This window comes from Nocardia lijiangensis NBRC 108240, from assembly GCF_001613045.1.
GTDB lineage: Bacteria > Actinomycetota > Actinomycetes > Mycobacteriales > Mycobacteriaceae > Nocardia > Nocardia lijiangensis.
This window is the reverse complement of record NZ_BDBP01000001.1, coordinates 57,650-70,923: the sequence shown is the minus strand read 5'-3', so window position 1 is coordinate 70,923 and position 13,274 is coordinate 57,650. Positions and strand designations below refer to the sequence as shown.

Annotated in this window: 4 protein-coding genes and 2 pseudogenes; 1 reads left to right on the top strand and 5 read right to left on the bottom strand. The window is 63.5% G+C overall.

Annotation, left to right across the window (positions count from 1 at the left end; all coding sequences use genetic code 11):
• Positions 1 to 162 precede the first annotated feature (162 nt).
• Positions 163 to 689 (bottom strand): annotated as a pseudogene (locus NL1_RS40360) (IS1634 family transposase); the annotation flags it as partial.
• Here NL1_RS40360 and NL1_RS36050 point away from each other — a divergent pair.
• A pseudogene (locus NL1_RS36050) lies at positions 683 to 923 on the top strand (IS3 family transposase); the annotation flags it as partial. The pseudogenes NL1_RS40360 and NL1_RS36050 overlap by 7 nt on opposite strands.
• Before the next feature lie 50 nt (positions 924 to 973).
• Here NL1_RS36050 and drmB read toward each other — a convergent pair.
• From drmB to NL1_RS00280, 4 genes are read right to left on the bottom strand one after another with little or no spacing between them, the layout of a single operon-like run.
• Entirely contained in the window at positions 974 to 2,812 is a 1,839-nt protein-coding gene (gene drmB, locus NL1_RS00295; protein WP_067832651.1) for an MrfA Zn-binding domain-containing protein, read from the bottom strand.
• A complete protein-coding gene (locus tag NL1_RS00290) occupies positions 2,809 to 6,048 on the bottom strand; it encodes a helicase-related protein (RefSeq protein WP_067832648.1) in 3,240 nt (1,079 codons plus the stop codon). Before NL1_RS00290 ends, drmB begins: the two co-directional genes overlap by 4 nt.
• Positions 6,045 to 7,988 (bottom strand): UvrD-helicase domain-containing protein, encoded by a 1,944-nt coding sequence (locus tag NL1_RS00285; protein WP_067832646.1) that lies wholly within the window; start codon positions 7,986 to 7,988, stop codon positions 6,045 to 6,047. The genes NL1_RS00290 and NL1_RS00285 overlap by 4 nt, the downstream gene beginning before the upstream one ends.
• A gap of 5 nt (positions 7,989 to 7,993) precedes the next feature.
• The gene (locus NL1_RS00280) at positions 7,994 to 12,784 is read right to left on the bottom strand and encodes a DEAD/DEAH box helicase (protein ID WP_067832643.1); all 4,791 of its coding nucleotides are present in this window, start codon (positions 12,782 to 12,784) and stop codon (positions 7,994 to 7,996) included.
• Between the last annotated feature and the right edge of the window lie 490 nt (positions 12,785 to 13,274).

Below are 13,274 nucleotides of genomic sequence, written 5' to 3'. Positions count from 1 at the left end.
CAAGCCGCGATCTGACTGATTTCTCTGAACCCTAACTCGAATTATCATGCCGGGGTTCCGCAGAATTCCGGGTGTCTGGAGCCATGATTTATGTCCTCAGCTGCGGTGGCATGGAGATGTGCGCCTGGAGAGCGTGTCTCTAGGCGTGGGTATCGGTGCTGGTCAGGGCGTTGGGGTGAGTTCGATGATCTGCTTGGGTGTGGGGGCGCTGTGGCGGGTGAGCAGGTCGCGTTGAGACTTGGTCGGGTAGGTGAGGCGGCGGAAGGTGCCAGCGGGGCCGGCGAAGGTTCCGATGTGGAGACGGTCGAGTTCGCGGCGGATGGCCAGCCAGGCGGTGCCGGTGCGGGTTTCGGCGATGCGAACCAGCAGCAATGTCAGCCAGCACAAGATGACATGGGCGCGGATGTGTTCTTCGAGTCGGTGGTAGACCGGTCGCAGGTCGAGGACGGATTCATGTCGCGCCAGCCTCATTCCACTTCCAGGAGCTGCTTGCAACCGACCGCGATGTCCTCGCTCGATAGCTTCGGATCCGACGATCGCGGTAGGTATTTGCCGTCGTAGTTGGCTTTGGTCTTGATCTTCGCGGCATCGACGCGCAGCTTCCCACCGGCGGTGACACGCAGGAACCGGTTCAACCCGGGCTTGGCGGCGATACGGCCGCGCAACTCTTGCCCACGGCTAACACGCGATGATCGGATCGATGGGCCGGGTCGGCGCGTGCCCCTTATCCGCCATGGAATCGTTCTTCGCGCTCCTGGAGAAGAACGTCCTCGACCGCGGCCCGTGGGCCACCCGCTACGACCTCCGGATCGCAATCGTCACCTGGATCGAACGCACCTACACCGTCGTCGGCGCCAAGCTGGCCTCGGCAAGTTGACCCCGTCGAATTCGAGACCATCATGACCACACCATCCACTCAGGCTCCGTTACTGAACCTGTCACTCGATCGTGCAGCAGTCCTCCGCCCCCCGGATCATGGATGAGACAGATCGAAGTACCCGGGCAATCCGGAGTCCGACTCTCCCACCAGCAGACCTCGATCGAGAAAACTGTTCATCGATTCGCAGCTGGTCTCGGGCAGCAGCACACACGCGTGACACGCCGCCAAGTTCAGGCTCTCGGCACCACTAGCATCCGACTCCATACACAGCGGGTCGTTCGAGCACCAGTGCGCCCGCGACAACGCCGATCGTACGGACAGTTCGAGCTTCTCGGGTTCGCCCTGCGCCACCAGCCCACCGAGGCTGCCCGCAGAATCGGTGGTGGCGGTGTAGATCAGAACGCCCGCCATGTCATGATCCGAATAGATCCGTTCGCGTAGTGCGGACGCGGAGTATCCGCAGTCGAGACTCCATTCGATGATCAGCGCGTGGGCGAGTGTGTGCAGCAACAACTGTCGTGGCGTTACGTGCGATTCCGGCACCGCTCCGGACCGCGACTTCTTCCGTGCCCGAGCGTGCAGCACCTCTCGATGATGCCGACGAACCCGCTCGGCACGGTGGAGAACAATGGTTTCGTTCTCCCACTGCTGCAGTCGCGACTCGGAGAGTCGGAGAAACACGCCTTCGCCGATGACTTCAATCGCAGGCAACCACTCGGTGGATTGATCCCGAAGTTCACAGCGACGGCTGTCCGGATCGGCTTCGGTCGGCAATTCGCCGCGAACGAACGCGGACAACGCCCGGACTTCACGGAGACGTTTCACCAGCATCGGTCGCTCGATGTGCAGAGGAGCGAGGATGGACTCGTCGCCCAGTGGGCGCTCACAGACGAACGGCTGCCAGTCTGCCGAATGCCTCTCGGGATTGCCCCGGACCAGCTCTTCGTACTCCTGCCTGCGCAGCGCACTGGTGCGCTGGACGGCGGGGAGTTCCTCGCTCACAGTCGAGTCGGCCTCATCTGCGTCTGCGATCGCCTCGAGAACGTCTTCGACAGTCGCTCCCACATGCTCCAACACACCGGGACGATCTGCCAGATAGGTGCGAACGTATCCCTCCTCCTTTCCGAGCAGCCGGTGCTTTTCGACAAGCGCGTGGATACCGTGCCCCCTCGGCGGGATGGACAAGGCGCTCTGGACGATCGGGTGCCACACCGAGGACGAACCACGCTGCATGGTTTTCGGTTCCTCGTCGCACTCTTCGGAACTACCGCCTGCCAACCACGGTCGCCGACCGGTGCACGCGTAGCCGATCTCCTGGAGAGCGCGTTTGCTGAAAGCGCCCTCCATCGATACCTCGGGCACACCACAGCTGCACTTGATACGGATCGCGCGCAGCGATGCGCTCGCACCCACTGTGCGCATGCTCAATGCACATCTGCCGGTGCCGCCTTCGCGATCGGCGCCGCGGTGCACCCATTGCCAGTACGGAAAGTCGTCGATGTGCCCGTCGTCGCAGACCACGACGAATCGCGAGGGAACCAGCTTCTCCTTGCCGCAATCGACGCAGACGGCTTCCTCTCTGGGGGAATTGAAGGCACGAAAGCGCAGGAGCTGCTCGCATTTCGGGCAGGTGTAGTAGTCCGGAAATCGATGGACCCTGACTCCGTCGTACGCCTCATCGGGATCTTTCGCGGGCGGCAGTCGGAAGTGATCGACGCCGAGCAGCTGAGCGAGCCTGCGCTCGAAGATCTTCGGCGCATCGTGGGCGCCCCACGAATCGTGACCGGCAACAATGAACGACTCGTTCTCGACGGCGATCATCGCCCCGACTCCGTAGGTGGTTACGAGTTGGGAACGTCGCGCCTGACCCAGTCTTCGCAGCGCCCCACCCGTGGCGCCACCGGTCCTCTTGCGTCGTGTCGGCGGAGTCATCGCCAGGTGCCTCCCGTCTTCAGGAACAGTGTGGAGTCGGCATCGACATCACGCAGACTCCACGGCGTCGGCCAGCCTTGTTCGTCGTCGTACTCGTTGCCGTCGATCTCGTCGCCGAAGCCTGCCAACAGGGCCGGGCTGCCCTTCTTGGCCCTGTATCGCAACTCCGGATATTCCTCGGCCTGGTCGCACCACCAGTCGAGGAACTCGTCGCACGCCCGTCGGGTGGCCGGGGCTTCTTCCGGCGCGACCACTTCGACTCGGTCGATGATCTCGGGGATGACGGTCCGCTTTATGGCGTCGACGAAGTCCACCACATCTGCTGCGGAGCTGTCGTCGCGGGCCCCGGGCACCATCAACCGCGTCAGGGCGACGATCACCGCGTGGAGCGCGCGGTCACGCGCACGAGCCGAGAAAGGTGTCACGCTGGTCGATTCGACCTCGCGGTACAGCGCGGAATGGAAGGTCTGGAACGACTCGTAGTGTGACCGGTCCCGGGAGCGGGCGGAGTTCAACACGATCGCCACCAGCCCCGGGTACCTGCGCCCGACACGGCTGGTCGCCTGGATGTATTCGGCTGTCGTCTGCGGCTGACCCATGACCGCCATGAGTCCGAGCCGATCGATGTCGACGCCGACCGAAATCATGTTCGTCGCAAGCAAGACGTCGACGACGGTGTCGTTCGGCACTTCGCGCTCCAGCGCCTTCAGGTACTCGCTGATCTTCGTAGAGTCGGCCCGACTGCTCAGTTCGAGCACCTCGGGCCCGACTGCTCGATCGCTCGACGCACCGGCTCCGTCGGCGAGGGCCTTGATGCGCTCGGCGACGTCACCGTAGACCTGCAGCTCGGCTGCCGACAGCAGACGCAGGCTGTTGAAATAGCCGACGAGAGTCCAGTACGCGTCGAGTGTCTTGTCGTCTACGACACCACGAGCCTGGAACGCACGGAACAGCATCGCGGCGTATGTACGGACCAGCAGCGTCGCCTGACTCGCGTGCGCCGAGAACAACCCCACATACTGTCGGCTGGCTTTCACCTCGCGCGGCGACTCCACGGCGAACCACGAGTCGCGCGAGTCCAGCCCTGCGGGCGGGAACTGCGCGACACGTCGATCGAACAATGCGCCGACCTGCTTGGAGGCTCGGCGGATCGTCGCCGTCGAGGCGATGACCTTCGGCTTGGCGGCTAGGATGTCGATGGCGGTCTCGTAGAGTCCGGTGAGCGTACCCAGCGGTCCCGAGATGAGGTGCAGCTCGTCCTGAACGATGAGTTCCGGCGGTGGTGCCAGCTGCCGGTCCCGATTGAACAGATTGAGCGTACTCGGATTCCACGGCAGTGCCGCGAACTTGTCGACCGTCGAAATGATCAATGTGGGATGGGCGTCGTAGACGGCCTCATCGATGAGATGCACTGGCAGTCCGGATCCACCGTGGAAGTCACACAGCGCCGACGGGCATCGGACCTCCATGCGCACGGCGTCTTCGTCGACCGTGTAGTCGCCTGCGTCCAGTGGCTCGCCGCACCATGGACAGGAGCGCAACTGCACCGGATTGTTCTTCTTGAGCGATGCGCCCGGACTGTCCTGCAGCTCTTTCAGCTTCTGGGCGGCGATCTTCAGCAGATTGGGGGTCGCCGACTGGCCCACCCACATGCCGATGGAGATCGGCTCACTGCCGAGCGCGGTGTCCTGCGTGCGAAGCAATTCCATGGCACAGATCAGAGTTGTCGCGCGTTCGAACTGCTGCAGGGTGAGCAACCGCAGTGTGTAACGCATGATCACGGTGACACCGGCACCCGCGTCACCGAGACGAAGTCGGCGCAGGAAGGTGGTGAAGGTGATGAGACCGAGGTAGGCCTCGGTCTTGCCACCGCCGGTCGGGAACCACAGCAGATCCGCGATTTCACGGTCCGCGTGGTCGGGATTGACGATGCCGCGCAGGCTCAACAGCATGAACGCGATCTGGAATGGACGCCATTTCCCGACCGTCAGATCGATGTCACCCTTGCGGCCGTTCTTCACCCACACCGTGCGGGCGCGCTGCATCGCCATGGCACGGTTGGCGGCGCGGAATGCTTTGAAGACCTGATCGTTGCCGGGTTCTTCCAGCACTGCTACCCCGTCCCGCATTCGTGCCAGCGCTACAGCGCAGAGACGAAGCTGGTCGGAACCGGTAGCCCGCAAGTCGCCGTCCGCCACCGCGGCGAGTTCGCGATGCCGATCCTCGATCCACTGTTCGTAGCCGTCGAGCACGGCCAGCAGATCGGCGACGACCTGCCCGCGTTCGCGAGTGGCCAGACCCAGCATGCCGAGGGCTCGGTCGTCGATCTCTGGATTCGAATCGGTCAGCAGAACTTCGTGACTCGGCATGAAGTCGGTGCGCACCTCGGCCACTGCCGCCCGCTCGCGAGGTTCCTCGGTCCGAATCGGGGGCGGGGTCCAGTCCCAGACAGCGGAACAGCCGTGGCCGACCGCGAACGAAGGAGCGTGCCGGTGCAACAGCCGACTCAGTTGTAGCTCCGGGTCGTGGGATTCACGATTGGGTGTCCGCTCCACGAAGGGTCGGGTTCCCTCCGGTCCATGCACCCGGATCGTCGGCTGGAAGAAGCAAAATGCGTCTTTGAGGTCGTACTCGCCGATGCGGTGTGCGTTGACGAGTGTGATTGTGACGCTGACCGATCCGTCGACACCCGGCCTTCTGACTCTGGTCCGTAGCTCGAGTCCGTCGGCGAGCGGCACCCGCGCGAGTATGCCGGGGTGGCGGATATCGATCGGCACGTCGGCACAGACGAGCTGTTCACGGCGCCAGCGCTCATCCTGCTGCTCGACCGAGCGCGCCTGACCCCGTTTGGGATCGACAGGACCGCCTTGCGCATCCTGGGGCAGATAGCGGGCTGCGGTGACCGACACGAATATTGCATCCGCCGCAGCGGGGTCGACAGCGAAGGTCAAACCGATCGAGGACGGTTGACGTGTGTTGGCCAAGGCCACACCCGACTCGGTGCCTTGCTCGACACTGTCCCCCTTCACGACATCGGGTGCTAACTCGTCGTTGTCGACGGTCTCGGTCACGGCTCCGCCGAGGGGGAACAGCACACCGGTCAGGTAGGCGGTCACCGGCGCATCGTGCTCAAGGATTTCGGTCTCACCGCCATAAGGGCCGAGCAGATCCCGGCGCAATGCGTCTGTCAGCTCGCTGCGGAACCCGTAGTGATTGTCGAATATCGATGTCGTCATTCCTCCCCCTGATCGCCAAAGTCCTTGTCTGCCTTCGCCCATACGAACGACCCGAGACCGCACAGACGTGGCGCAAGCCAGACTCCGTGCGAGCCGAGGCCGGCGCGGGCCGTTTCCGCGCTGGAACCACCCACCGTCTCCACGCAATCGATCTGCACCCGTTCGATGGCATCCGGCCAGCGCCGAACCGTCTGCTTGGGGTACTTTCTCCGCGATCTCGCCAGATCGTCGAGAAACCGCTCCGAGACCTGGCCGATGCGGACCTCACCATGCCAGATCCCATAACTCGGCGGCACGTTGTCCTCTGCGAAAAGTGGTGGCTCGCAAACCAAGCGCACCAGGTCACCTCGTTGCACCGAGGACGCCAGGTACTCCTGCACCAGCGCTGCCGAAACCTCCGGGGTCTGCGCTGGCCGTTCCGCGGCGACATCCTGGTCGCCGAATTCGAGGCCGCTCGCCTTACTGTAGCGGTCCGGTTTGTACCACCGGTTGAACCGCACTTTGCGATTTCGACCGGCGAAGACGAACGAGCGGAATGCATCCAACCGGTAGTTGTCGTCCCGTGCTCTGGTCATCGCGACATACAACAGACGAGCATTGCTCGCAATGTCCTGGTCGTCCTGCCGGTCCTGATCCCGCTCCTCGAGCACGAGAACGCGGTCGAACTCGAGGCCTTTGGCGCGGCGGACCGTCGAAATCAGTATTCCTCGTCGGTCGGTCTCGACGAGATCGTCGGGCACCCGCTGCTCGACGATCACCCGATGCAGGCGCACAAGGTCCACCACACTGCCTGCTCGTCCACCCGCGATCGCTCGCAGCGACCTCCATGCCTTGTGCGGTTCATCGATCAGGCCTGCGACGACGACCTGGAATCGCTGTTCGGAAATGGTCGGTCTGCCGTCTGCTGCCTGGAACAGGGAGACCATCCACCGGGGCGCGGGCCGTGACCGTGGCGATCGTTGAATCGTGTGTTCGATGCCGTCCTTACAGAAACTCTCCGAGAGCTGGAGTACCTGACCGTTCGTCGCGCACAGAATTGCGGTCGACCCGGAGGCGTCCCGTAGGGAAGCGAGAGCGAAGTCGTCGCGTTCCTTACCGATCAGCGCACCGAACCTCGGCATCCGATCTAGGGTGGCGCGCAGATCGCGATAGATCGAGTTTGCGGCGTCGTTGGCCGCGGCTCGTTCGGCCGGAATCGACTGCAACAGAGGGCCGTATCTCAGGGCTGCCTTGGCTTCGTCAGACCGAGCACGGAAGTTCTCGTCCAGATGCGCCTCGGCGAGGTCGTTCGCGAACTCTGACCGCAGCCAGCCGAAGAACCGGTTCGTCTCCGCAGCGCGTTCATTGAGGTCCTCGATCTGAAACCCGTAGACGGATTGCGCGGCATCACCCACCACCGTGAAACCGGCACAGTCCCGCGTCGATTCGAGCACCGCTTCGACCATGAGCCTGCGCACACCGACAAGGTCCTGGACCTCATCGATGACAACGTGGCTCGGCGGCTCGACAACTGGCCCGTCGGGGCCGTCATCGAAGATGCCGCCGCGGATCGCGTTGGTGGCGGCGACAATGATGTCGTCGAACGACAGACCGGTGAGATCTCGCTCCGGCTCGCATTCGTGCAGGATCGACCGGGCCCACCCGTCGAAGGTGTACGCCCGGACACGCCTGGCCGATTCGGCGATCCGGTCGATGCGATCGCGCAACGAACGTACCGCGGCTCGCGAGAAACTCAGCACAAGAATCTCGGCCGCCTCGAGCGGCTCGTCACCGTCCGCACTCTCCGTACTGGTCAGGTGCTCCAGCCGATAGGTCAGCGTGGTCGTCTTGCCCGCGCCGGCGCCCGCCGTGACCAGGACTCGCGCGTTCCAATCCAGTTCGACAATCGCCTGTTGCGCGGCGGTGAGCGCGAGACGCTGCCGGGGTGAAACCGAAATCATCGCACCTACCTCCAGAGGTATTCGAACTCGGTGAACGCCAGCTTCGCGTCGAAGTTGGTGATGTTGTCGCGAACATCGAGGATCATGCACTCGGCCTCACCACCATTGGCGATACCGCGAAGGCCCCGACCGATCATCTGCTGGTACAGGTTCGCGCTGTACACCGGGCGGGCGATCACCACCGCGCGTGTGGCGGGTGCGTCGAAGCCTTGGGAGAGCACACCGTAGTTGGTAATCACACGAATGCGTCCCGCACGAAATTCCTCTACTCTTCTTCGGCGGTCGGCGGGTGCCGTCATCGCATCGATCGACACCGAGCGAATATTCTTGCCCTGCAGTCGTGCAGCCAGAATCTTCGCGTGGTCGACCGAGGTCGCGAAGACCAGCACCGGCCAGTCCGCGGGGAGATCGGTGATCGCTCGCACCAAGGCGTCGTTTCGGCCTTCGTGGTCGGCCAGTTTACGTTCGGCGCTCCTGGGCAGAACGCCGGCAGCGGCGAAGTTGCCGACCTGGTTAACCTCGCGGAGCTCGATGGCATCCAGCTCGATCTCGGCACCCGCGAGTTCGCGATGTTCGACCTTGGCGAGAATGCGCAGCTTCTGCAACGCCTCGATCGGATTGCGGTCCCCGAACACGCCACGATCCAGCCGAAAGTCGCCGAACCGCTGGGCCAGCAGTCTGGTTCGTTCCTCGTCGGTGCGGAACGGGGTGGCCGACAATCCGAGCAGGTGCCGTGAGGTCATCGTGTGAGTCAGGCCCATCAACCGGAGGATGTCGGTGTATCGGGGTGATCCGGCACCGTGTGCTTCGTCGACGATGACCAAGGCCGCGTTGCGCAACCAGGAGTACTCGTCCTCGGACAGGTTCAGCGCCAGTTTGGCATCGGTGGCAACAACGAGATGTGTCCGATCACGGACCGCGGTAGAGGAATTCGAGCTCCAGAATCGATCGATGACAAGGGGTCGGTCCGGACCGACCTTTTCCCACACGAACCGCCACGACTGGACGGCTTGCTCGCACAGCTCCTCCGTTTGTGCGATCCACAGGATCGGGCCCCGCGGTACACCTGACTCCCGCACCCACCGGATCACTCCTTCGGCCGCCACACGAGTCTTGCCCGCGCCGGTCGGGAGGCTCATCATTCCGCGACGGGGGGATTCCGCGCACAGCATCTGGACCAGTCGATCGGCGATGATCTCCTGGTAAGGGTGCAGTGCGGGGAAATCCTTCGGACCGTCGACCTCCTCCCGCGGATCGAGTTTCGGCGGCTGCGACCCGGCGAAATCCACCGGAATCCCCAAGCCGTCGACGAACTGCCGGGCACGCTCACCGCCGTTGAAGGACGCCGGACAGCCGGGCAGCCACGCGACATGTTTCGCGTAGGTCTTCAGCACCAGGTCGTCGAACGCGTTCAACGCCAACTGGGCCAGCCGATCGATGTCGTTCTTCTCTCCCTCGCCGACCAGGCCGGCGGGCAGGTTCGCGAGAAGTTGTTCGGCCGTCAACATCAAGGCGAGTTTTGCAACCATCGTCGGTGCCTGCGTGATCGCCTCGAGCTTCCGGCGGATAGCTTCGTCAGCTGCCCGCTTCTCCTGCTCTGCGATGACCTGACGGCATCCGTCCGGGCCGAGGCCTAGATCGAGTTCGGCATCGGCAAGGACGAGTGCCTCCAGAAGGCCGACGTCCTTCGGAACCAGCACAGCGGAGTCTTCGCGGCCCGAACGGAGCGGCACTGACCGAGCGCCGTTCGGGGTGCGGGTGACCTGCTCGAGCTCCTCACATCGCTGCAGCTGGACACCCCTGACTCGCGCTCCGAATCGTTGCCGCAGCAGCGGGTATTCGTCGATGAGGGCTACGGGCGCGCCGGAAGGCGCAAACCGTATCCGTTGTTCGATCACGTCGGACACCCGCCGCATGCCCCACACAGCGATCATCGCTTCCGCCTGTTCGGCGTCTTCGGCGCGGTCGACCAGCAAGGCCGGATGGCCTTCTTCGATCAGATCTCGATACTCGGCCTGTGTTGTCGCGACGGCGATTTCGCTATCGGCGAGGTTCGCCCATCCGTCGGCGACTCGACAGCGGACATCGGTCTCCTCGGACACGAGGTCGTACGCCACACGCATCAGCAAGGCATAGTTGCGTCCGACGAAGGCGTCGTCCTCGCTGGTCCGCACGGCCTCGAGGAGTTTCGCCCACCGTGCGGGCGGCACCTCCTCGACCGTATTCGGCATCCGCAGTTTCAGCGCCTTCGCCTCGCTGATCTCGGCGACAGGGAGAACTGCGGCGTACTCTCGCAAGCCGGGGCCCAAGGCGTTGCGTACCCTGAGCAAGCCTTGTGAGGTTCGCACAAAGCCCTCTTCGGTGAGCAGCCATCGAATCGGCGACATCACCTGGGCCCGGGAGTTTGTTTGCTTCCCGACCTGGCGCGTCCAGGTCTCCACGATGTCCGACTCGGAAAGGTGTTCCAGGAACGCGGCTCGTCCCTCCGGCGACAGACGTTTGAACAGGTGCAGTGGACCCGCAGTCGGCCCGCCGTGGAATTGCAGGGTTCGCGACTGAACCTTGGGCGCCGTCGGCGGCAGCCCCGCGCAATACTGTGCATACATCGCGTCTCGATATCGCTCGAACCACCCGTCCGATTCCGGGTGATGCCCGGAATCAGGGCGATCGGGTACACCGAACTCGCGCAGGATCGATCGATCGTTGGCGTGGAAACTCATGTCCACTGCCAGCGCTGCGTCGCGCGAACCATCAGGTGGCACGAGCATCCCGGGCAGGATGAGGCTCTTGATCGGAACGAACCGACCTTCCATATTCCGCGCGTGGAGGACGCTCGACACATCATCGACCCGATTGCGGATCTCGTGCGCCTGCACCGCACCACCGGAGCTGTTGAGCAGTTCCCAGAACCGCATCCAATCGGCGTCTTTGTAGCCGGTGAACCCCTGATCGAGGACGCTGTGGAATCGCCCCTCTGTATCTGCTTCCCGCACACCCAGTTCGTTCAGCAGGGAGGCGATGGTCTGATCGTTCGCCAGATCCGAGTGCACATAAACCATGTCGTCGCGCAGCCCGTCATCATTCGTGCGCCGAAACACGGTGCCCACGATCGGCGCAACGAATCTTCCGTCCTCGGTCAGTAGCACCCTCGATCGCCGGAGTTCCTCTGCCGCTTCGGCGTGCTTGGGACCGGTAAACTCACTGCGTAGCAGATGCACGAGCAGTCGAATCGCTGCGGCGGACGCTTCGACGGTCCGGTCCTCGACCAACGCTTCGACCCACGCGCGTGGCGAAGCCGGACCTTCGTGTTTGGATTCCTGGATGACGTGAGAGACCTTGCCGCGACGTGAATTCGGTCCCTCGACCGAGTGGTGCACCCAGTTGCGCGGCCGGCCTGGATAGGAGGCCCACATCTGCAGCGCAAGCGTGGTCACCGGCGCTTCCGGGTGGACACGAAGCTCGGACGGCAGCCGCAAAATTCCGTCCTGATCAGGGAGGGACGGGTTTGTCGCCATCAACTGCCAGACCTGTTCGGTCAGGTATCGGCAGGCCCAGTTCGGTGATTCCTTTGGACGACCGGGAAGCAACGGCAGGTAGGCACCGGGGTCGTCGGCGGGCGACAGTTCCTCTAGGGATCCGACGACGAGCCGGGCGGCGACTCGCATCAGCTCGGTGTTGAGTTCACTACTGTCCAGCAGATTCTGCCGATCCTCGTTCGTCTTCCACGCTGAGTTCAGCGCTCCGCTCAGCGTGGTCGGGTACTTGGTCGGGAAGAACGACCAGAACACGCCACGGTCGTTGGGCACGAGGAGAAACCCTGTCTCCGGCGACCGGGTGTATTCGGGTACCGCCCACGAGACATCGATGGTGACACGATCGTGCAATTCGCCCGCCCGACCACGCGCTTCGTCACTGACCTGGTGTGGCATGGTGAAGACACGAAAGCTTTCCGAGGTCGCGTGGGCACCGCTGCGCTGCTGGCGGATACTGCGCCGGGTACCGCTGTGGTCGACCGTGATATCCCGGCGGGTGATGGGCATGTTCGTACGGTCATCGAGCGAAAGCCTCCCGACGTGCGGCGAGAAGAGCTGGAACAGGTGCGGAAACTCTCGTGACGGACCGACTTCACCGGTGCGCTGGGTATGGATGTCGCGAGAAAGCTTCTCCTCGGCACCGGGTTCCAGCGGCAGACGAACCACAGTCGTCGCCCAGCACAACAGTTCGTCGAGGACTCTGTCGAGGCGACGTTCCGTATTCGGGTCCAGCCTGCGCGCCAGGCGCAGCACCGGAGTCTCACCGACAGTGGCGAGCGGTGGCAATCCTTCCGCTCGACGAGCATCGTTGACAGCGCGGAGAATCTCCTGCGCCGCCCAGTCCGCGTCGAAGCCGAACGATCCTGTCGTGCTGAAGAACTGCGGCGTCCGCGTCACCGACAGGACCGACTTCACCCCGACACCGAACCGACCGATCTGTCCACCGCGCTTCTTCGACACCCCCATCCGCAGAATCGTATCGACACCGGCGGCGGTGATCGGTGAACCCTCGTTCGCGCAGTAGAGGTACCCGGTGGTTAGCACCACATCGATTCGTCCACCGGAGAACTCGGTAGCACGCAACTCGTCCGCGGCATTCTGGACGAGTTCGAAGATCTGACGATCGCCGTAGCCACCCTGGTGAATGCGACGCTCGCCATTGGCGTCTTCTTCGATGCGAGCCGGGTTGACCTGATAGGTACGCAATGCCAGCCCGGTCAGCTCGTCGACTATGGCAGGCACATCCAGTTCGGTCGATGTCATTCTCACTCTTCATTCCCCGTGGCCGCAGCGGCGGCCGATCGAATCGATTCCCTAGATGTCCGGCTGCAGTGGCCGGTAGCCGGACATACGGGCGAGCCAGGCGCCGCGGCCGACCGAACGGCCGATGCTCGTCCCGCGGCGATACTGCTCAGTGCTTCCCGAGCAACCTCGGCCGTGTTTCGTTTGTAGCCGTACGTGCGCCGACAGTTCGCTGTCGACGCCCGCCCACCCTGCTGCCATCTCTCGCCCCACTCTCGAAACCATTTGCTGATCCGTGTCTGCGATCGGAGTCGCCGGCGATTTGTCGTGACCCGGATACCGATTGTTACATCACGATGGAAGTATCCGCAGGCGGTCTCGATACCCCAAACGTTACCGACAAGTACACGCTACCAAGGTCATTCGAATCACTTGCAGCATGGTTGAAGCGGTAGCCTCCGTCGGGTTGCACTACCACTTCCGGTAACGGGCAATCGGTTTACCAGGCAGC

Coding starts and splice junctions, on each gene's coding strand:
- NL1_RS00290 (WP_067832648.1), bottom strand. CDS start 6,048: ATGACGACATCGATATTCGACAATCACTACGGGTTCCGCAGCGAGCTG.
- drmB (WP_067832651.1), bottom strand. CDS start 2,812: ATGACTCCGCCGACACGACGCAAGAGGACCGGTGGCGCCACGGGTGGG.
- NL1_RS00285 (WP_067832646.1), bottom strand. CDS start 7,988: ATGATTTCGGTTTCACCCCGGCAGCGTCTCGCGCTCACCGCCGCGCAA.
- NL1_RS00280 (WP_067832643.1), bottom strand. CDS start 12,784: ATGACATCGACCGAACTGGATGTGCCTGCCATAGTCGACGAGCTGACC.